Consider the following 20,240-nt stretch of genomic DNA (forward strand, 5'->3'; position numbering starts at 1 on the left):
ACCCACCAGAGCCGTCATCGCAAGGAGTTTCCGCCTGTGATACCGAGAGCGAGACGGGTCGCGGCCGTCACTGTCGTGGCCGTTGCCGCCGCCCTGATCCAGCCACTGGCCGCGCAGGCGGCCTCCCCGCCGCCGCCTCCCTCGGACGCGAAGCTCGCGGCCGAGCCCGCCCGGCACGACGACACCCGGGAGCAGTTCTACTTCGTCATGCCGGACCGTTTCGCCAACGGGGACACCGGCAACGACAAGGGTGGCCTGACGGGCTCACGGCTGAGCACCGGCTACGACCCCACCGACAAGGGCTTCTACCAGGGCGGCGACCTCAAGGGCCTGACGAAGAAGCTGGACTACATCAAGGGCCTGGGCACCACCGCCATCTGGATGGCCCCGATCTTCAAGAACCAGCCCGTGCAGGGCACCGGCTCCAACGCCTCGGCCGGCTACCACGGCTACTGGATCACCGACTTCACCAAGGTCGACCCGCACTTCGGCACCAACAAGGACCTCGCGACCCTCATCTCCAAGGCGCACGCCAAGGGCATGAAGGTCTTCTTCGACGTCATCACCAACCACACCGCCGACGTCGTCGATTACGAGGGCAAGTCCTACGACTACCTCTCCAAGGGTGCCTTCCCCTACCTGACCAAGGACGGGCGGCCGTTCGACGACGCCGACTACGCGGACGGCCGCAAGACGTTCCCGGCCGTCGACACCGACTCCTTCCCGCGCACGCCGACCGTGCCCGCCGGGAAGAAGAACATCAAGGTCCCGTCGTGGCTCAACGACCCGACGATGTACCACAACCGCGGCGACTCCACCTACGCCGGTGAGAACGCCACCTACGGCGACTTCTCCGGCCTCGACGACCTGTGGACCGAGCGCCCCGAGGTCGTCAGCGGGATGGAGAAGATCTACGAGCGCTGGGTCAGGGACTTCGGCGTCGACGGCTTCCGCATCGACACCGTGAAGCACGTGAACACGGAGTTCTGGACCCAGTGGGCGACCGCGCTCGACAAGTACGCGGCCGAGCACGGCCGGAAGAACTTCTTCATGTTCGGCGAGGTCTACTCGGCCGACACCTCCATCACCTCGCCGTACGTCACCCAGGGCCGTCTCGACGCCACCCTCGACTTCCCCTTCCAGGACGCGGCCCGGACCTACGCCTCGCAGGGCGGCAGCGCCCAGAAGCTCGCCTCGGTCTTCGGTGACGACTACAAGTACACGACCGACAAGGCCAACGCGTACGAGCAGGTCACCTTCCTCGGCAACCACGACATGGGCCGGATCGGGTACTTCCTGAAGCAGGACAACCCGAAGGCCACGGACGCCGAACTGCTCGCCAAGGACCGCCTCGCCAACGAGGTCATGTTCCTCAGCCGCGGCAACCCCGTCGTCTACTACGGCGACGAACAGGGCTTCACCGGCTCCGGCGGCGACAAGGACGCCCGCCAGACGATGTTCGCCTCCAAGGTCGCCGACTACCTCGACGACGACGAGATCGGCACCGACCGGACCGCCGCGAGCGACGCCTACGACACGAAAGCACCGCTCTACAAGCAGATCAGTGCTCTCAGCAAGCTGCGCGAGGCCAACCCCGCCCTGACGGACGGCGTCCAGACCGAGCGCTACGCGGCCGACGGCCCCGGCGTCTACGCGTTCTCCCGCACGGACGCCAAGTCCGGCCAGGAGTACGTCGTCGCCTTCAACAACGCCGGCGAGGCGAAGAGCGCCACCTTCACGACCGGCTCGGCCGACATGAAGTACCGCGCCATCTACGGCACTTCGGCCACCGTCACCTCCGGCGCCGACAACAAGGTCACCGTCACCGTCCCGGCCGGGTCCGCCGTCGTCCTCAAGGCGGCCGGCAGGCTCGCCCCGCCGGCCACGGCACCCACCGTCACCCTCAAGGCCCCCGACGCCGGCGCCACCGGCACGGTCGAGGTGTCCGCGGGTGTGGACGGCGGCAGGCTCGACCGGGTCGTCTTCGCCGCCCAGGTCGGCAACGGCAAGTGGCGCGTGCTCGGCTCCGCCGACCACGCCCCGTACAAGGTCACCCAGACCCTCGGCAAGGACGTACCGGCCGGAACGGCCCTGCGCTACAAGGCGGTGGTCGTCGACTCGGCCGGACACACGGCGTCCGCCACGGCGGCCTCCACCACCGGCACCCTGCCCGCCCCGGAGATCCCCACCGCCTCCTCCCGCGACTACGCGATCGTCCACTACAAGCGCACTGACGGCGACTACGACAACTGGGGCCTGTACGCCTGGGGCGACCTCGCCGACGGTGAGTCGACGAACTGGCCGGCCAGTCACCCGTTCGTCGGCCGCGACGCCTACGGGGCCTTCGCCTACGTCAAGCTGAAGCCGGGCGCCTCCAACGTCGGGTTCCTCGTCATCGACAAGGACGGCAACAAGGACGTCTCCGCGGACCGCTCCATCGACGTCACCAAGACCGGTGAGGTGTGGATCGAGCAGGGCAAGGACACCGTGCAGACCACCCGCCCGGACTACCCGGCGCAGGACAAGTCCAAGGCGGTCATCCACTACCACCGGGCCGACGGGAACTACGACGGCTGGGCTCTGCACGTGTGGACCGGCGCCGCGAACCCCACCGACTGGTCGAGCCCGCTGAAGCCGGTGCGGACCGACGCCTACGGCGCCGTCTTCGAGGTGCCGCTCACCGACGGCGCGACCAGCCTCAGCTACATCATCCACAAGGGCGACGACAAGGACCTGCCCGCCGACCAGTCACTGGACCTCAAGTCCAACGGCTACGAGGTGTGGCTGCTGAACGGCCAGGAGAAGTATCTGCTGCCGCAGCCCGCCGGCTCGGCCGCCGCCCTCGACCTGACCACCTCCAAGGCGGTCTGGATCGACCGCGACACCGTCGCCTGGAACGGCTCCGACGCCGCCGCCTCCACCCAGCTGCTGTACTCCCACGACGGCTCGATCGCCGTCAGGGACGGGACGCTGACCAGCGACGACGAGCGCTGGCTGCGCCTTGAGAAGACCACGCTCAGCGACGCCCAGAAGGCGAAGTTCCCGTACCTGAAGGACTACACCGCCTGGTCGGTCGACCCGCGCGACCGGGACCGGGTGCGCGGTGCCCTCGACGGCCAGATCGTCGCCTCGCAACGGGCGGCCAACGGCGCCGTGCTGGCCGCCACGGGCGTCCAGATCGCCGGCGTCCTCGACGACGAGTACGCCGACGCCACCCGGGCCGACCTGGGCCCGACGTTCCACAAGGGCCGCCCCACACTGTCCGTGTGGGCGCCGACCGCGCAGAACGTCTCGCTGGAACTCGACGGCTCCCGCAAGCGGATGCACCGGGACGACGCCACCGGCGTCTGGTCCGTCACCGGCCCCGCGTCCTGGAAGGGCAAGGAGTACCGGTACGTGGTGAAGGTGTGGGCGCCCAGCGTCCGCAAGGTCGTCACCAACAAGGTCACCGACCCCTACTCGGTCGCCCTCACCGCGGACTCCGGGCGCAGCGTCGTCGCCGACCTGGCCGACAAGTCCCTGGCACCCAAGGGCTGGTCGGCCCTCTCCAAGCCCAAGGCCGTGCCGCTCAGGGACGCCCAGATCCAGGAGCTGCACGTCCGGGACTTCTCCGTCGCGGACAAGACCGTGCCGGCCAAGGACCAGGGCAGCTACCTCGCCTTCACCGACAAGGGCAGCGACGGCTCGAAGCACCTGCGTCAGCTGGCGAAGTCGGGCACCTCGTACGTCCACCTGCTGCCCGTCTTCGACTTCGCGACCGTGCCGGAGAAGAAGGCCGGCCAGGCGAGCCCCGACTGCGACCTCGCCTCCTACGCGGCCGACTCCGACAAGCAGCAGGAGTGCGTGGCCAAGGCTGCCGCCAAGGACGCCTACAACTGGGGCTACGACCCGTACCACTTCACGGTCCCCGAGGGCTCCTACGCCACCGACCCGGACGGCACCGCGCGCACGGTCGAGTTCCGCAGGATGGTCGAGGCGATCAACCAGGACGGGCTCAGGGTCGTCATGGACGTCGTCTACAACCACACCTCGGCGAGCGGCGAGGCCGACACCAGCGTCCTGGACCAGATCGTGCCCGGCTACTACCAGCGCCTCCTGGCCGACGGCTCGGTCGCCAACAGCACCTGCTGCGCCAACACGGCCACCGAGAACGCCATGATGGGCAAGCTGGTCGTGGACTCCGTGGTCACCTGGGCCAAGGAGTACAAGGTCGACGGCTTCCGCTTCGACCTCATGGGGCACCAGCCCAAGGCGAACATCCTGGCCGTGCGCAAGGCCCTCGACGCGCTGACCCTCAAGAAGGACGGCGTCGACGGCAAGAAGATCATCATGTACGGCGAGGGGTGGAACTTCGGCGAGGTCGCCGACGACGCCCGCTTCGTCCAGGCCACGCAGAAGAACATGGCGGGGACCGGCGTCGCGACCTTCTCCGACCGGGCCCGGGACGCGGTGCGCGGCGGCGGCCCCTTCGACTCCGACCCCGGCGTCCAGGGCTTCGCCTCCGGCCTCTACACCGACCCGAACTCCTCGACGGCCAACGGCACTTCGGCCGAGCAGAAGGCCCGCCTCCTGCACTACCAGGATCTGATCAAGGTGGGCCTGTCCGGCAACCTCAGGTCCTTCGCCTTCACCGACACCGACGGCAAGGAGGTCAAGGGCTCCGAGGTCGACTACAACGGCCGGCCCGCCGGATACGCGGACGCCCCCGGCGACGCCCTCGCCTACGCGGACGCGCACGACAACGAGTCCCTGTTCGACGCGCTGACGTACAAGCTGCCCAAGGACACCTCCGCGGCCGACCGGGCCCGGATGCAGGTGCTGGCGATGGCGACGGCCACCCTCTCGCAGGGCCCGTCCCTCTCCCAGGCCGGTTCCGACCTGCTGCGCTCGAAATCCCTGGACCGCAACTCCTACGACAGCGGCGACTGGTTCAACGCCATCCACTGGAACTGCGCCGACGGCAACGGGTTCGGCCGCGGACTGCCCATGGCGGCCGACAACGAGTCCAAGTGGCCGTACGCGAAGCCCCTGTTGAGCACGGTGAAGGTGGGTTGCCCGCAGATCGAGGGCACCTCGGCCGCCTACCGTGACCTGCTGAGGATCCGTACGACCGAGAAGCTGTTCTCGCTCGACACGGCCGGACAGGTGCAGTCGAAGCTCTCGTTCCCCCTGTCGGGCAAGGACGAGACGCCCGGAGTGATCACCATGGAGCTGGGCGACCTGGTCGTCGTCTTCAACGCGACGCCGACCGAGCAGGAGCAGAGAATCGGTTCTCTGGCCGGTACGGCCTACCACCTGCACCCGGTGCAGGCGTCCGGCGCGGACCCTATCGTCAAGTCCTCGTCCTACGAGCGGGTATCGGGCACCTTCGCCGTTCCGGGGCGTACTGTCGCCGTCTTCTCCCGTACTGACTGACACGGCACTACTTTGGTGGGACAGGCCCCGAACCCCGGGGTCTGTCCCACCGGTGCTGTCCAGGGGCGGAGGATGGACGACAACGGCAACCTGACAGGTGCGACCGTGCTGGTCGTGGACGACGCGGCCGCCAGCCGGTACGCCATGGGCACGGTGCTGCGCCGGGCCGGCCATGAGGTCGTCCCGGTCGCCAGCGGCGGCGAGGCGCTGGTCGAGCTCGACGTACGGCTGCGCAAGGGCACCATGCCCGACGTGGCCCTCGTCGACGTGCACCTGCCGGACATGAGCGGCTTCGAACTGTGCCGGCGGCTCAGGGAGCGCCCGCACATGTCCGGCCTGCCCGTGGTGCACTTCTCCGCGCTCGCCGCGCCGCCCGCCGGGCGCTGCCAGGGCCTCCTCGCGGGTGCCGAGGCGTATCTGACGGTGCCGGCCGAGCCGGAGGAGATCGAGGCGGCGGTGCGGGCCGCGGTGCGCGCGGCCCGGCTGCGCGCCGACGACCAGGCGCTGGTGAAGCGGCTGCGGCTGCTGTCGGAGACGATCGTCACCATCCAGGCGGCCCGCTCGCTGCAGGAGCTCGCCGACGCGGCCGCCGACGGCACCGCGCGGCTCCTGGGCTGCCCGGCCGCGGTGTTCGTGCTCGACCGGGACGACGAGCTGTACCGAGGGCTGTACCGGGCGCGCACCCGGCTGTCCCTGCCGGACGAGGGCGCGCACCGGGCCGTGGCCGCGCTGCTGCGGCGCCTGACCCGCGGCCAGGCCGGCGTGCAGATCACCACCGTGCCGTCGCCGCTGTGGCCCGCCGGGTTCTTCCGGCCCGGCGTGCAGCACGACGCCCGCCTCGCGCTCGTCCTCACCCAGGAGGGCCGGGCGCCGGTGTGCCTGGCCACGCCCACCCGCGGCCTGCGCCGGGTCAGCCCCGAGGGCGAGGCCCTGCTGGCCCAGCTGGCCCAGGCCACCGCGCTGGCCGCCGAGCCGCTGCTGATGTACCAGGCCGAGCGCCATGTCGCCCTCACCCTCCAGCACAGCTTCCTGCCCGAGCCGCACCGGCTGCCGGAGCTGCCCGGCATCGACCTCGCCGTGCGCTACGTGCCCGCGTCCCGGGAGACCGAGATCGGCGGCGACTTCTATGCCGCGCTGCGCCTGGACGACGGTGTGCTCACCGCGGTCGGTGACGTCGTCGGGCACTCGCTTGACGCGGCCACGGTCATGGTGGAGATCCGGCACGCGCTGCGCGCCTACTGCGTCGACGAGAGCGACCCGGCGATCCTCGCCGAACGGCTGGACCGGATGCTCCAGCGCTTCCACCCAGACGTCACGGCCACCGTGTGCCTCGTGCTGATCGACCCCGCCACCGGGCGCACCCGCATCGCCAACGCGGGCCACATCCCGCCGCTGATCCTGCGGGACTCCGGGGAGGCCGAGTACGTCGAGGCGGCCGGCCCGCTGATCGGCGTGGGCCTGCCGCACCCGGCACCCACCGAGCTGCTCCTGAAGCCCGCCGACCGGCTCCTGATGGTCACCGACGGCCTGATCGAGACCCGCGGCGTCGACCTCTCGGCCTCCATGGAACAGCTGCGCGCCGCCGCCGTCGGCGCCCTGCCCGGCCTGGACGCCCTGTGCGACACGCTCCTCGCCTCCTTCGGCAGCGACCACGAGGACGACATCGCCATGCTGGCCCTGCAGCTCGGGAACTAGGGTGGACCTGTCGCCGCCGTAGAACAGGAGTGCCCATGCCGCAGATCACCGTCGACCACTCGAAGTACATCGACTTCGACCGGGAGGGCTTCGCGCGGGAGATGCACACCGCGCTCGTCGAGATCGCGGCCGCCAAGCCGGAGGCGTGCAAGACGCAGTTCCGCGCCTCGGAGGTCACCGCGTTCGGCTACGAAGACCCGGACGAACTCGGCCACACCGTCGTGCACGTCATGATCGGGCTGCTCGCCGGCCGCACGGAGGAGACGAAGGCGAAGCTGACCGAGACCGTGCTGGAGCTGCTGAAGAAGCATGTGACCGACGACGGCCACGCCGTCCTGCACGCCTCCGCCGAGGTGCGCGATCTGGACCCGTCGTACCGCAAGTTCGAACGCTGAGGGTGCGGACCCGGTTCAGGACCCGAGCGCGATCAGCCGGGCGGCGAGGTCCGCGAAGGCCCCGTCCGGCGGTTCGTCCTTGACCATGCGGCGCACGATCCCCGCCATCTCCTCGTCGTAGGCGGCGCTCACCGCGACCAGCGCGGCGAAGTCGTGCACCAGCTGTTTCTCCAGCTCGGCGCGCGGGATGCGCCGCCCGTCCAGCCAGATCAGCGCGGTCGACTCGGCGAGCGAGATCCAGGAGCGCACGACCAGCTCCAGCCGCGCGGGCGGGTCGTCGACGTCCAGGTGCGAAAGGATCTGGACATAGGCGGCCTGCCGCACGGCGTCGACGAGCGCGTTGGTCGCCGAGGAGCCGACCGCCGGGCCGCCGCGCATCAGCGCCGAGAAACCGGGGCCGTGCTCGTCGACGAAGTCGAAGAACCGGCGCATCACGCGCCGCAGCCGGTTACCGAGCGGTCCCTCGTGCGGCTCGTCGAAACGGCCCGCGAGATCCTGTGCGGCACGCTTCAACGCGGCCTCGTACAGGCTGAGTTTGCCGGGGAAGTAGTGGTAGACCAGCGGCCGGGAGATGCCCGCGGCGGCTGCTATCTCGTCGATCGAGACCTCGTCGGGAGAGCGTTGGCTGAACAGTTCGAGGGCGACGCCGATCAACTGCTGCCGCCGCTCCTCGACTCCCATCCTGCGGCGTACCCCGGTAGTCATGCGAACACCTTACCGATCGGATCCGGCCCCGAACGGGCCGGTCCGGCCATCGGCGTTCACATGTCCAACACAATTCGATCACTTCGTGCCCGCGACACGCAGATCAGCATCGAGTCGTCACGCTCCGCGTCCGTGAGCAGCTCGTCCCGGTGCTCCACCTCTCCCTCCAGCACCCGCTGTTGGCAGGTACCGCAGAACCCCTGCTCACAGGAGTACAGCGTGTCCGGCAGCTCGGCCCGCACCGCGGCCAGCACACTCGAGTCGGCCGGCACCGTCAACGTCCGCCCGCTGCGCCGGAGTTCGACCTCGAAGGCGGCGCCGCCGGACGTGCGTGGCGCGAACCGCTCGAGGTGCACCCGCCCGAAGCGCTCCGCCACGGCGGCCATCAGCCCTTCCGGGCCGCAGCAGTAGACAACCGCGTCCTCCGGCACCTCGAGCGCGTCGAGGTCCGGCACCCCGGTGACCACCGTGACCCGGTCCGGGCCGAGCTTCTCGACCGTCTCCACGTACGGCATCGACTCCCGCGACCGCCCGCAGTACAGCAGCCGCCACTCGGCGCCGTCCGGCAGCGCCCGCAGCATGGGCAGGATCGGTGTGATCCCGATGCCGCCGGCGACGAAGACGTAGGAGGGGGCCTCGACGAGCGGGAACCGGTTCCTCGGCCCGCGCACCTCCAGCTCCATCCCCTCCGCCAGCTGCTCGTGCACCTCGCGCGAACCCCCTCGCCCGTCCGCGACCAGCCGCGTGGCCACCGTGTACGAGGAGGTGTCCGCCGGGTCCCCGCACAGCGAGTACTGCCGCACCAGCCCCGACGGCAGCACCAGGTCGAGATGCGCGCCGGGCTCCCAGCGCGGGAGATCCTCGCCCTCCAGGCGCAGTTGTACGACGCCGTCGGCGACCGTCTCGTGCGAGGCGACCAGCAGCCGCAGGGCCCGGGAGCGGGGCCGGCCGGAGACGGGCGGGTCCAGCGCGGGCATCGGCCAGAGCGGGGAGGCCCGCACGCGGCGGCGCAGCGCGCGCCGGGTGAGCAGCGCGGCGGTGGCGAGGGCGGCGACGGTGAGCGGCTTGGGCATCAGGCGGCGCCCCTGTCTGCGGCCGTGGCGGCGGGGGAGGAGGCCAGATAGGCGACGGCCTGCTCGGTGGACCCCTCCTGGGAGGGGTGGTAGGCGCGGCTCAGGTAGCGCGGGACGGACCTGAGCAGGTCGCCGGTCGCGGGCAGGGTGCCCTTCCTGCCGCTGGCGTAGAAGTCCTTGAAGGAGGCCCTGCCGTCGACGAGTGTCGGGTCGTTCGCCATGAAGAAGCGGGAGCCGCGCTGCCACAGGAAGACCAGCGCGGTGAACGCGGTGGCCCAGGTGCGCACGCGCCGCCGGTAGCTGCCGTCGACGTGCATGAACAGGTCGAAGGCGACCGACCGGTGCTCGACCTCCTCGGCGCCGTGCCAGCGCAGCAGGTCCAGCATGGTCGGATCGGCGCCCCGCCGGTCCAACTCCTCGGCGTTCAGCACCCAGTCGCCAAGGAAGGCGGTGTAGTGCTCGATCGCCGCGATCAGCGCGACCCGCTCCAGCAGCCACCACCGGCGCGCCCGGCCGGGCGGCAGGGTCCGGTCGCCGAGCAGCTTCTCGAAGAACCAGTCGACCTGCGCGGTGTACGGCGTCGGATCGAGCCCCTGTTCCCTGAGGTGCGGCAGCACCTCGTCGTGGGCCTGCGAGTGCATCGCCTCCTGCCCGATGAACCCGATGACGTCCGCGCGCAGCCGCTCGTCCCGGATCAACGGCAGGACCTGCTTGTAGACGTGTACGAACCACCGCTCACCGGCCGGCAGCAGCAGATGCAGCACATTGATGGTGTGCGTGGTGAACGGGTCCCCGGGCACCCAGTGCAGCGGGGTGTCCTCCCAGGAGAAGGACACCTTCCGCGCCTTGAGGTCGACCCGCTCCGAGGCCTGCTTATGAGACATGGCGTCAATGTACTGACGAGTAAGTCCCGGCGGAACCCTCCTGCGCCGACTTGTTGACGCCAGTGTCAACTAGGGGACTTCCGTCAGCGCAGCCCGCCGATCACCCGGCCGTCGTCGAGGGTGCCCTTCAGTTCGGCCTGCTGCCCCTGCTTCGCCGGAGCCGCCAGCTCGTTGCCACGGGCCGAGGCCGTGATGCCGCCCGTCACGGCGACCGACGACGTCCCCGGACCCCCGGCCGCCAGCAGGTACCAGCCCCTGGTCTCCGACTTCCACAGCACCCCGGCCAGCACGTGCGGGTCCTTCGGGCCGCAGTCCGCGACGTTCTCGGCCTTCGCGGCCACCGCCCCGTATGTGCTGCCCGGGGTGCGGAACTGCGCCAGCACGCGCGTGCCGCCGCCCCGCCAGGTCTCCGCGCGCGTGCACACCCACTCCGCCGCCCCGCTTCCGTCCGGCAGCGGCTGCGCGGCGTACGCCCAGGCGTTGACGTCACGCACACCCGCCGAGCGCACCGCCGCCAGCGAGCAGGCGTACGGCGCCCAGGCCCGCAGCGTCCGGGCCGCGGACGCCTGCTCGGACGAGCCGGGGCGGCCGGTGGTGAGCCGGGCCGGGACCAGCTCACCGAGGTCGGTCAGCAGCCAGGTGCCCGTGCCGTCGGTCAGCTCCAGCGCGTTCCACGACGTACAGGCGCCGGTCTGCTGGGCCGGCCCCGCCAGCGGCGCCGTGATCCCCTTGGCGAGCGCGAGGTCCGTCGGCCCGGCGTCCGGCCTGAGCAGGTCCCGCGCTGCGGCCTTCGTCACCCAGGGCGCCGTCAGATAGCGGACGTTGCCGTCGGCCCGGCCCAGCACCACCGCGCTCGCCCCCGCCCGGTCGGCGCCGTCGACCCGCGCGAAGTCGAGGGCGGCGCCCTGGGTGCCGTCGGTCGGCTCGGCGTAGCGGACGACGCGCAGACCGTCGTAGAAGATGACCACCCGCGCGTTGTCGACCGTCCCCGCGTACAGGAGCTGCGGCGGGCCGGACGGGCCGCCGGACGGGGTGCCCGGCGTCGCGGAGACCCGGACGCGCTCGCCGGGGCGGGCCCAGACGGCGAGTGCGCGGCGCAACAGGGCCCGGTCGCCGGTGAGTTCGCCACGGGCGGGCCAGACGGAGAAGTCGGTGCGCGCCGAGGCCTCCCACGCGGTGGGGGCGACCTTGGTCAGCTCGGCCGGGTTCAGGGCGGCCTCGGCGGCCGGGTTCTGCGCGTAGGCGGGGGCGGCGGCGCCGTCGGGACCCCAGCCGTCGCCGGGCATACCGAGCAGCGCGCCCGTCACGGCCAGCGCGGCGGCGGCCACGAGCGCGGCCTTGGTGTGCTGTCGGCGCCGCATCAGATCGGTGGGCCGGGCCTGCAGCGAGCACGGGTCGAACTCGGGCGACTCCAGCAGGGGATGGTGGGCCGCCGGCACCTCGTCGGCCTCGCGCAGCGCCTCCTTCACGTCCTCGCAGCCGGTGGCCGCGAGGATCTCGCGTACCTCGGCGTCGGGCAGCCTCTCCAGGCCGCGCAGCACATAGGCCGCGCGGGCCGGGCCCGACAGGGCGGACAGGCGCTGGTCCAGGGCGAGTTCGTCGGCGCCGCCCGAGCGGGGGAACAGCCGCAGACCCCACACCTGGGGGAGCAGCGGCGGCAGTTGGGAGCGCTTGGGCAGCGCCGTGAACCGCAGCGGGAGCCCCGCCTCCAGCGCGTTGCGCAGCACCTGGAGACGGACCAGGGCGTACGCGGGGCCGCCGTCGCGGCCCTTCGACTGGGCCGGGATCACGGGGGCCTGGGTGCGGCCCTTGGGCAGGGCGCGCTGGGTGAGGGCGTGTGCGGTCACCACGCGCCGGTTGCGGCCGAGGCTCGGCGGCAGCACGAGGTAGGCGAGCCGGACCAGCCGGGGGTAGTGCTCGACGAGCGCGGCCTCGGCCCGCTCTACGTCGACGACCGGGTCGCTGGGGGAGGCGGTGGGGCGCGGGGCGACATCCTGTGACTGCACGTTCAGCAGAACGAGCGAATCGTCGGATGGTCACCGCCGCCCCGCCCGGCCGGCCGTCGCCGCGCCGCCCGCTCAGGCCTCCGGGTCGACCAGCGCCCGCGCGTAGTTGGCCATCGACCGCTGGTAGCGCGGCAGATGGGGCGCCAGGGCGCCCAAAACGAGGGACAGGCCCTCGCGGTCCCGGCCGAGATCGGACAGGCACAGCGCCAGACACGCTCGTACCGCGTCGTCCAACTCGTCCGACGGCGCGTCCAGTTCGGGCGTCAGCAGCTTGACGCCCTCCTCCGCCCGCCCGATGTTGCGCAGCGAACTGGACAGCTGGATCTTCGCCCGTCGGCCCTTGTAGCCGCTGGCCTCGCTCAGCCCGAGCGCCAGCGCCTCCCGGTACAGCGGAACCGCCTTGTCGGAGTGGCCCGTGGAGTCCCATGCGCAGGCCCGCTCGAAGGGGCCGAGCGGGCTGCCCTCCGGAAGTCCGGCGACGAGGGCGTCGATCACCGCCCGGAACTCTGCCGCCCGCTCCTCCGGATACTCGTCGAAAGTGGCCCAGGCTGCGGCCACGCGATCTTCCCAGTCCTGATTCACCGGCATACCCTCGCACACCTGTACCCGCTTCCCCAGCGGATTTGAGTGCCCCGCGCCCCGCAGCCGTATCGAAGGGGACGGGCCCTTGGGGGGCCTGGCCGGCGGCCAGGCCCCGGGCCACCAGAGCGACCCGGAGGAACAGATGAGGTTGACCCGACCGATGCTCGCCGCGGCCGGTGCCGTGGCCGTCCTGGCGCTGGCGGGCTGTGGATCCGGAGACAGCGACGCGGCCGCCAAGATCCCCACGGCCGCCACCGGCAGTCTGGAGAGCCTGGCGGCCAAGGTGAAGTGCAAGCCGAACATGCAGATCGACTCCGACGAGGTGCGCCAGGCCATCTGCGAGACCTCCCACGGCAAGTACGTCTTCGCCACCTTCGCCACCGACCGCGGCCAGCGCGAGTGGATCAACGTTGCCAAGGACTACGGCGGTTTCTACCTCGTCGGCCGCAAGTGGGTCGCGGTCGGCGACGACAAGGTCGTCAAGGCGCTGCAGACCACGCTGGGCGGCGAGGAGGAGATCGGCACCGACCACAGCGCGCACAGCGGTTGACCGGTCCGTGCGACATGAGAAGGCCGGTGGCGGGAGATCCCGCCACCGGCCTTCTTCGGTGGGTCAGCCGCTCAGGGCGTCACTGGCAACGCTGGCCCCGGTTGATGCAGTTGGCGATCTTGTTCGCGAGACCGCCGGTCGTGATGCTGATGAAGTCGTCGTGGTCCGTGGCCGCCTTGTGCAGCTGCTCCGGGAATCCGTCGACCGCGAAGGCGTTCTTGACCTGACCGTTCTGGATGGTCGGTGTCGGAACGTTGTAGACCAGGCGCATCGTCAGCTGCGGGATCGCCTTGAAGCCGTTGCCGCAGGCGCCGCTCGCGGGGTCCGCGAAGGCGACGTGCGTGCGGTGGTTGGCGCTGTCGATGTTCTGGCCGTCCCAGCAGCTCTGGAAGGCGAAGGTGCGGACCACCTTGCTGCCCTGCGGGCACAGCGGGTACTGCTCGGTGAGCTGGACCTTGTTCTCGAAGCCGGTGCAGCTCCAGTGCGCGTTGGCGTTGGCCAAACCGTTGGTGGTGGTCTTGGCGTCACCGGTGATGATGCGCAGGAACTGCGGCATCGCGACGACCTTGCTCGTCGGGTTGCCGACGTACTTGATCTGCACCGACTCGGCCTGCAAGATCTTGCCGACGTTGCCTTCCTTGCCACCGCCGAGCTGGTTCTGGTCGGCTTCCTGCGTCCCGTCCTGCAGACGCAGCACTGGCCAGTAGTAGGCCGACAGGTCGCTCTTGTTCTGGCAGCTGGTCCCGCCCTGCAGGAAGTTGTTGTTGTTGGAGAGGGCGTTGATCTTCTGGTTGCCGATGTAGTCGTGAGTGTGGTGGGCGCCGTTGTTCACGCCGGGCGCCACGATCACGTTGTCGGTGTTGCGGTTCTTGTTGGCGTTCACACCACACCGGGTGACGAACGTACCGGTGGAGGCGTTGGCGCCCTTCTGCGGCTTGGCCTGGACGTTCGCAGCGGCCTTCGTGATGTCCACGAAGTCGGCCGCGACCGGGCCGTTGCCGGCCTGACCGCCGATGTTCTGGCCTGCGCCGGCCTGCCCGTTGCCCTGCTGCTGGCCGCCATTGTTCTGCTGGCCGCCGTTGTTCTGGCCGCCATTGTTCTGCTGGCCGCCGTTGTTCTGCTGGCCACCGGCAGTGGTCTGGTTGGCGGTCTGCGTGGTGCAGGCGGCGAGTGCGCTCAGTCCCGCCGCGTCGACCTGGCCGCCCACTCGCTGGATGTCGATGCGGATCCGGTCGAGGGTCGCGGTCCGCTTGGCCTTGAGGGGGCCGACGATCGCGTTCTGCACGAAGCCGGCGTCCTGCGTCTGCGCCTGGCGCGTGGAGGCGAGCCGGGAGTAGGCCTCGGTGATCTGCTTGTCGAGGTTCGCGAGCTCCGTCGCCACACCCTGACGGGCCTTCTCGGGCACGTTCGTCAGCTTCTGCTGGACGTCCGGGCAGGCGATCGTGGCCACCTGGCCGGCGGCGGCCTTGGTCTGGTTCTGCCCCGAGTTGTTGGACTCGTGCGCCGAGGCGTAGAAGTTCGCCCAGATCAGCCCGCCCCCACCGAGCGCTAGGGCCGCCGATGCGGCTATGGCCTTGGTGGCCAGCGGCGTACGGCGTTTGCGTGTGTTGCGTCCCATGGAACTCCTCTGACTTCCTTGCGGGCTTGGCGGGGCATCGAGGCGCCCGACAGGAGTGAAGCGGCTCCCACTCATACGGGCGTGGTCCCAGAGGTGTTCAGCAGCCTCACGAACAAATCAGAGGTTTACTCGGCTTTTGCTTCCCAACCGCACTCTGAGCAGGGGAAGTTACGGAAAATCAGCGGCTGTTCACCGGCCCTGGTCCAGGTAGGCGAGGACGGCCAGAACGCGGCGATTGTCATCGTCCGACACCTCCAGGTCCAGTTTGGCGAAGATGTTGGAGGTGTGCTTGGCGATCGCCCGTTCCGTCACCACCAGCTGCCCGGCGATCGCCGCGTTGGAGCGGCCCTGCGCCATCAGTTCCAGAACCTCCCGCTCCCGGGGGGTCAGCCGGGCCAGCGGCCGGTCGTCGGCGGCCCGCCGGGACAGCAGCTGCTGGATCACCTGCGGGTCCATCGCCGTACCGCCCGCCGCCACCCTGCGCACGGCGTCCACGAACTGCTCCGCGTCGAACACCCGGTCCTTGAGCAGATAGCCCACCCCGCCGCTGCCGTCGGCCAGCAGCTCACGCGCGTACAACTGCTCCACGTGCTGGGACAGCACCAGCACCGGAAAACCGGGTCTTTCCCGGCGCGCCCGGAGCGCGCACTGCAGCCCCTCGTCGGTGTGCGTCGGCGGCAGTCGTACGTCGACCACGGCGACGTCCGGCGCCAGCTCGGCCAGGGCGCGGGCGAGCTCGGGGCCGGACTCGACGGCGGCCGCGATCTCGAAGCCGTACGCCTCGAGCAGCCGGACCAGTCCGTCGCGCAGCAGGAAGAGGTCTTCGGCTAGGACAACGCGCAAGGGATCTCCATGGTGACCATGGTGGGGCCGCCCGCGGGCGAGCCGACGGCCAGGACGCCGTCGAATGTACCGAGCCGCCGCTCGACCCCGGCCAGCCCCGAACCGGCCCCGATCACCGCGCCACCCCTGCCGTTGTCCGTGACGGTGACCCGCAGCCGGTTCCCGGTGTGGTGCAGGTCGATCCAGATCCGGTCCGCGCCGGAGTGCTTGACGGCGTTGGTCAGTACCTCGCTGACCGCGAAGTAGGCGGCCGACTCCACCGGCGCCTCCGCCCGCCCGCCCAACTCCACGGTCACCTCGGTGGGAATCGGCAGCCTGAGCGCCAACGCCTTCACGGCGTCGCCCAGTCCGCGTTCGGCGAGCACCGGCGGATGGATGCCGCGCACGAGTTCGCGCAGCTCGGCCAGGGCGTCCACGGAGGACTGCCGGGCCTGCGAGAGGAGCTGCTTGGCCTTCGCGGGGTCCTTGTCCATGAGCATCTCGATGGTGCCCAGGTCCATCCCCATCGCCACCAGCCGGGCCTGCGCGCCGTCGTGCAGGTCCCGTTCGATCCGCCGCAGTTCGGCGGCGGAGGTGTCGACGGCGTCCCGCCGGGTCTCGGTCAGCACCCGCACCCGCTCGGCCAACTCGGCCTGACTCGCGCCCAGTACGGCCCGGGTCAGCCTGAAGTGGGCGGTCAGCAGGCGTGGGGCGAAGGGCGTGAGGGTCAGGAGCACGACGGCCAGGGCGCCGGCGCCGAGGGCGGAGGACTGGTCGGTGACGTGCACGAAGCCGTACCAGTACCCGCCCCACGTCGACAGCGGCCGCCACAGCCCGGCGGCGACCGCGAGGCCCTCCAGCGGGTAGACGAGCAGCACCACCGGCAGCAGCGCGGTGACGTACCCCGCGGTCATGTCCACCTGCAGCCATCGCAGGTCCCGCCAGGTCGCCGGGTCCCGCAGCATCGCGTACGTCCGTGACCAGGCGTTGGCCCCGTCCGGGACGGGCCGGTAGGCGGACGGGATCTGTATGTCGCACCACCGCGCCGCCAGCGCGCGCCGACGGTCGGCGAACGCCCGTACCCGGGTGAGGATCCAGGGTGTGGTGACCACCCCGATGCCGAGGGGGACGAGCGCGATGGACAGCAGCGAGAGCGTGAAGCCCAGCACCGCCCCCGGAAGGCTCACCAGAGCCAGCACGAACCCCCGCCCCGCCGCGATCGCCACGGCCTGGGCCCTCGTGGAGAGAGAGCCGCTCTTCGTGTTGGTGTTCATCAGAGTCCTCTCGGGATACCCCCGGCTTCAGCCGGGGGAGGAACGAGACCCCTGCGGAGCAGGGCAGGTAAAGGGGCTGCGCCTCCGGGGCGAAGAACCGTCCACCATGGGACGGGGTGAGGTAGCCCACAACGATCAAGAGCTCTCAACTGTCAGTCCCAGGTACGTTCGGATGCATGACGACAGAAGCGACCACGGAGGCGGCCGGGCATTGCCGGTACACCTACCGTCTGCGCCTGTCGCCCACGGCCCGGAGTGCGCTTGAGGCCGAGTGGGACCGCTTGCGCTGGGTTTGGAATGAGTGCGTCGCCAAGTCCAAGCAGGTGCACCAGCACAACCGGGCGACCGGCGAGAAAGCGACGTGCGGGCCAGTGCAGCTCGCGGCGATGCTGACCGAGGCCCGCGCCCGCACGCCCTGGCTGGCCGAGGGTGCGTGTGTGCCTCAGCAGCAGCTGATACGCGACTTCGGCAAGTCCCGCGCCAAAGCCCTCAAGGACATCAAGGCAGGGTTGCCGATGCGGCAGCGGGCCGGGATGCCGACGTACAAGAAGAAGCGCGAAGCGCTTCCCACCCTCGAATACACCAGGCGCGGTTTCCGCCTCAAAGACGGCCGCCTGCATCTCGCCGGCGGGATCGTGGTGCGGCCCGTGTGGTCGCGGGAACTGCCCAAGCCGCCCAGCTCGGTGCGCGTGTACCGGGACAGTGTCGGGCACTGGTGGGCGTCGTTCGTGACGGCCGCCGTGATCGAGGAACTGCCCGCGACCGGCCGCGTGATCGGAATCGACTGGGGCGTCAAGGAGATCGCGACCACCACATCGGACGACCACGACCTTCCCCACCCGCAGCACGGCCGCACGGCCGCGCAGAAACTCGCCCGCTATCAGCGGATGATGGCCCGACGACGGCCGCCGAAGGGGCAGGCCGGATCGAAGGGCTACCGCGAGGCGCAGCGGCAGACCGCCAAACTCCACAAGAAGGTCGCGAACCAGCGGCAGGACACCGGCCGCAAGTGGGCCAAGTCCGTTGTCCGCGACCATGACGCGCTCGCGGTGGAGGACTTCCACCCCAAGTTCCTGGCGAAGTCGACCATGGCCCGCAAGGCTGCCGATGCCGCGATCAGCGCCACCAAAGCCGCCCTGGTCGAGATGGGACGCAAGCACGGCCGCGCCGTGCACCTGGTACACCCCGCGCACACCACCATGGACTGCGCGCAGTGCGGAGCGAGAACCAAGCACGCGCTACCTCTTTCGATGCGAACGTATGCCTGCACCGCGTGCGGCGCCGTGTCCCCGAGGGACAAGAACAGCGCCCGCGTGATGCTGGTCCGGGCTGGTCTTCAACCCGGCTAGTGCTGATCGTGTAAGACCTGCACCCCCGCCGGGGGGCAGGCAACGTGAGCTAGGAATCCCCCTCGTTTACGAGGGGGAGGAGTCAAGGCAGAGAGTCTGGCCGAGCGGGCGGGCAGGGGCACGGGGCCGGGCCCCCGGGTTCGGGGGTGGTGCCAGGTACACCCCGGGCCCGCAGCCGGATCACCGACCCAGCACCTTCGCCTCCACCTCCGGATCCAGCCCCTTGACCGCCTCGGTCGAACGCAAGGGGGCGGTCCCTCCGACGGACCGCAGCCAGTCCCAGGTGTCCGCGACCGTCTCACTCACCGGCCGGCACACCAGTCCCGTCCCCACCGCGCGGGACACGTCCGCCGCGTGCAGGGCGTCGTGCATGTCGGTCCCCGGCGGCACCCACACCGGCAACTCGGTCCACGGCGCGATGCCGGCGTCGAGGATCGCCTCGGGCGCCGTCCAGATGAGCTCCGCGGTGGAGCCGGTGGCCGCGACGCACGCGTCCAGCAACTCACCCATCGTGGCGTGCCCTTGCTCGCTCATCAGGTTGAACGGCCCGCTGAGCTCCTGCTCGACCGCGCCGAGGATCCACTCGGCCAGGTCGCGGACGTCGACGTACTGCAGCGGCAGCTCACGCGGGCCCGGCGCCAGCACGGGGCCGCCCCGGGCCATCCGGGTCAGCCACCACGGCAGCCGTCCGACGTTCTCGTGCGGACCGAGGATCAGCCCGGCCCGCACGAGCACGGAGCGCTCCGCGCCGAAGGCGTCCAGCACGGCCAGTTCACCGCCCCGCTTGTCGCGGGCGTAGTCGGTCTGTTCCGCGTCCGGCTCGGCGCCCTCGACCACGGCCGCGTCCTCGGTGTACCCGGCGGGCGGCGCCCACGTGTACACCGAGCAGCTGGACACGTACACGTACCGCCGCGCGCGGTCCCGCAGCAGCCGCGCCGCGTCCCGCACCGCGCGGGGCGCCAGCCGCCAGGTGTCGACGACCGCGTCCCACTCGCCGTCCGCGAGGGCGGCGAGTCCGCCGGGCGCGGTGCGGTCGCCCCGCAGCTCCCGTACGCCGGCCGGGGGCCGGTGCCGCCCCCGGTTGAGGACGGTCACCTCCCAGCCGCGCCCGAGGGCCGCCTCCACGACGGCCCGTCCCGCGAACTCCGTACCACCGAGCACCAGAAGTCTCATGCGGGTGACTCTGCCCGGTCGGGGCGCGGGACGGAACGGCGCTCTGCCGTCAGCAGAGGATCAGCCCGGCACCGGCCGGCCTCAACGGCTGGTCGGCGGGGTGTACTTGTAGCCGACCCGGCGCACGGTCTGGATCGCCTGCCGGTGTTCGGCGCCCAGCTTGCGGCGCAGCCGGGCGATGTGGACGTCGACGGTGCGGCCGTCGCCCACGTGCCCGTAGCCCCACACGGTGGTGACCAGCTGGTCGCGGGTGTGCACCCGGTTCGGGTGCGTGACGAGGTGGGCGAGCAGCTCGAACTCCAGGTAGGTGAGGTCGAGTTCGCGTCCGTCGACGGAGGCGGTGCGCTGCACGCCGTCGATGCGCACGAGCGGGTCGCCGGCCGTCTCGGGCAGGCCGGAGGCGGCGTCGGCGGGGGCGAGGTGCGGGCGGTCGGCCGGGATGAGGACGATGTAGCCGACCATCGGCGGCTGTCCCGGCAGGGTGGGCAGGGCGTGCTGCGGCGCGGGCAGCCAGGTGGCGCCCGGCGGCAGGAACTCCGCGACGTCGATCACCTCGTCGGGGTCGACGGCGCGCAGCCGGTGCCGGGCGGGAGCGGTGAGGGGGGTGACGGGGGCGGGGGACAGCGGACGGGTGGTCGCCATGAGAGGTCAGCTCTTTCGCGCGAGAGGTTCGGCGGGAAGGACGTACGCCGTTGCGCG

The 20,240-nt window shown here is 71.1% G+C and carries 14 protein-coding genes and 1 pseudogene; 5 read left to right on the forward strand and 10 right to left on the reverse strand.

The annotated features are described in order from the left end of the window. Positions 1-36 precede the first annotated feature (36 nt). The 3 genes from pulA (at position 37) to ACQF4J_RS32550 (ending at position 7,505) form a co-directional block, all read left to right on the forward strand. Complete coding sequence (gene pulA, locus ACQF4J_RS32540; protein ID WP_427167463.1) at positions 37-5,415, forward strand: pullulanase-type alpha-1,6-glucosidase; 5,379 nt, start codon at positions 37-39, stop codon at positions 5,413-5,415. Between the two features lie 72 nt (positions 5,416-5,487). Continuing rightward, entirely contained in the window at positions 5,488-7,110 is a 1,623-nt protein-coding gene (locus ACQF4J_RS32545; protein ID WP_427167464.1) for a SpoIIE family protein phosphatase, read from the forward strand. Positions 7,111-7,145: 35 nt separating this feature from the next. Then, the gene (locus ACQF4J_RS32550) at positions 7,146-7,505 is read left to right on the forward strand and encodes a 5-carboxymethyl-2-hydroxymuconate Delta-isomerase (protein WP_351572595.1); all 360 of its coding nucleotides are present in this window, start codon (positions 7,146-7,148) and stop codon (positions 7,503-7,505) included. A 15-nt stretch (positions 7,506-7,520) separates the two neighbouring features. On the opposite strand, the gene ACQF4J_RS32555 is transcribed toward ACQF4J_RS32550, so the two are convergent. The 5 genes from ACQF4J_RS32555 to ACQF4J_RS32575 all read right to left on the reverse strand — a co-directional run bounded on the left by ACQF4J_RS32555 (position 7,521) and on the right by ACQF4J_RS32575 (position 12,761). Next, a complete protein-coding gene (locus tag ACQF4J_RS32555; protein ID WP_351572598.1) occupies positions 7,521-8,210 on the reverse strand; it encodes a TetR/AcrR family transcriptional regulator in 690 nt (229 codons plus the stop codon). A gap of 56 nt (positions 8,211-8,266) precedes the next feature. Beyond that, positions 8,267-9,283: a PDR/VanB family oxidoreductase gene (locus tag ACQF4J_RS32560; protein WP_351572601.1), complete on the reverse strand. Its 1,017-nt coding sequence runs from the start codon at positions 9,281-9,283 to the stop codon at positions 8,267-8,269. After that, positions 9,283-10,167, reverse strand: coding sequence for a metal-dependent hydrolase (locus ACQF4J_RS32565; protein WP_351572604.1), 885 nt, complete (start codon positions 10,165-10,167; stop codon positions 9,283-9,285). Before ACQF4J_RS32565 ends, ACQF4J_RS32560 begins: the two co-directional genes overlap by 1 nt. A gap of 83 nt (positions 10,168-10,250) precedes the next feature. Beyond that, positions 10,251-12,173: a hypothetical protein gene (locus tag ACQF4J_RS32570; protein WP_427167465.1), complete on the reverse strand. Its 1,923-nt coding sequence runs from the start codon at positions 12,171-12,173 to the stop codon at positions 10,251-10,253. 72 nt (positions 12,174-12,245) lie between these two features. Beyond that, a complete protein-coding gene (locus tag ACQF4J_RS32575) occupies positions 12,246-12,761 on the reverse strand; it encodes a tetratricopeptide repeat protein (RefSeq protein ID WP_427167466.1) in 516 nt (171 codons plus the stop codon). Positions 12,762-12,897: 136 nt separating this feature from the next. Here ACQF4J_RS32575 and ACQF4J_RS32580 point away from each other — a divergent pair, with 136 nt between their 5' ends. Continuing rightward, a complete protein-coding gene (locus ACQF4J_RS32580; RefSeq protein ID WP_427167467.1) occupies positions 12,898-13,305 on the forward strand; it encodes a hypothetical protein in 408 nt (135 codons plus the stop codon). A gap of 79 nt (positions 13,306-13,384) precedes the next feature. On the opposite strand, the gene ACQF4J_RS32585 is transcribed toward ACQF4J_RS32580, so the two are convergent. From ACQF4J_RS32585 to ACQF4J_RS32595, 3 genes are all read right to left on the reverse strand, one after another. Next, complete coding sequence (locus tag ACQF4J_RS32585; protein ID WP_427167468.1) at positions 13,385-14,923, reverse strand: DUF1996 domain-containing protein; 1,539 nt, start codon at positions 14,921-14,923, stop codon at positions 13,385-13,387. A 189-nt stretch (positions 14,924-15,112) separates the two neighbouring features. Next, a complete protein-coding gene (locus ACQF4J_RS32590; protein ID WP_427167469.1) occupies positions 15,113-15,766 on the reverse strand; it encodes a LuxR C-terminal-related transcriptional regulator in 654 nt (217 codons plus the stop codon). Then, on the reverse strand, positions 15,751-17,019 hold the full coding sequence (locus tag ACQF4J_RS32595) for a sensor histidine kinase (protein WP_427167470.1): 1,269 nt from the start codon (positions 17,017-17,019) through the stop codon (positions 15,751-15,753). Before ACQF4J_RS32595 ends, ACQF4J_RS32590 begins: the two co-directional genes overlap by 16 nt. A gap of 176 nt (positions 17,020-17,195) precedes the next feature. On the opposite strand from ACQF4J_RS32595, the pseudogene ACQF4J_RS32600 reads away from it, so the two are divergent. Continuing rightward, positions 17,196-18,390: pseudogene (locus ACQF4J_RS32600) on the forward strand (RNA-guided endonuclease InsQ/TnpB family protein); the annotation flags it as partial. 158 nt (positions 18,391-18,548) lie between these two features. Here the strand turns inward: ACQF4J_RS32600 and ACQF4J_RS32605 are convergent. Next, positions 18,549-19,541, reverse strand: coding sequence for an NAD-dependent epimerase/dehydratase family protein (locus ACQF4J_RS32605; RefSeq protein WP_427167472.1), 993 nt, complete (start codon positions 19,539-19,541; stop codon positions 18,549-18,551). 81 nt (positions 19,542-19,622) lie between these two features. Next, complete coding sequence (locus ACQF4J_RS32610; RefSeq protein ID WP_427167473.1) at positions 19,623-20,183, reverse strand: winged helix-turn-helix domain-containing protein; 561 nt, start codon at positions 20,181-20,183, stop codon at positions 19,623-19,625. Positions 20,184-20,240: the final 57 nt, after the last annotated feature.

Origin of the sequence: Streptomyces sp. C1-1 (assembly GCF_050214755.1) — a bacterium.
Lineage (GTDB): Bacteria > Actinomycetota > Actinomycetes > Streptomycetales > Streptomycetaceae > Streptomyces.

What these genes read in the sequence shown, in the direction of transcription:
- ACQF4J_RS32560 (WP_351572601.1), bottom strand. Translation starts at nt 9,283, where the DNA reads ATGCCCAAGCCGCTCACCGTCGCCGCCCTCGCCACCGCCGCGCTGCTC.
- ACQF4J_RS32595 (WP_427167470.1), bottom strand. Translation starts at nt 17,019, where the DNA reads ATGAACACCAACACGAAGAGCGGCTCTCTCTCCACGAGGGCCCAGGCC.
- ACQF4J_RS32580 (WP_427167467.1), top strand. Translation starts at nt 12,898, where the DNA reads ATGAGGTTGACCCGACCGATGCTCGCCGCGGCCGGTGCCGTGGCCGTC.
- ACQF4J_RS32610 (WP_427167473.1), bottom strand. Translation starts at nt 20,183, where the DNA reads ATGGCGACCACCCGTCCGCTGTCCCCCGCCCCCGTCACCCCCCTCACC.
- ACQF4J_RS32575 (WP_427167466.1), bottom strand. Translation starts at nt 12,761, where the DNA reads ATGCCGGTGAATCAGGACTGGGAAGATCGCGTGGCCGCAGCCTGGGCC.
- ACQF4J_RS32550 (WP_351572595.1), top strand. Translation starts at nt 7,146, where the DNA reads ATGCCGCAGATCACCGTCGACCACTCGAAGTACATCGACTTCGACCGG.
- ACQF4J_RS32605 (WP_427167472.1), bottom strand. Translation starts at nt 19,541, where the DNA reads ATGAGACTTCTGGTGCTCGGTGGTACGGAGTTCGCGGGACGGGCCGTC.
- ACQF4J_RS32545 (WP_427167464.1), top strand. Translation starts at nt 5,488, where the DNA reads ATGGACGACAACGGCAACCTGACAGGTGCGACCGTGCTGGTCGTGGAC.
- ACQF4J_RS32565 (WP_351572604.1), bottom strand. Translation starts at nt 10,167, where the DNA reads ATGTCTCATAAGCAGGCCTCGGAGCGGGTCGACCTCAAGGCGCGGAAG.
- ACQF4J_RS32585 (WP_427167468.1), bottom strand. Translation starts at nt 14,923, where the DNA reads ATGGGACGCAACACACGCAAACGCCGTACGCCGCTGGCCACCAAGGCC.
- ACQF4J_RS32555 (WP_351572598.1), bottom strand. Translation starts at nt 8,210, where the DNA reads ATGACTACCGGGGTACGCCGCAGGATGGGAGTCGAGGAGCGGCGGCAG.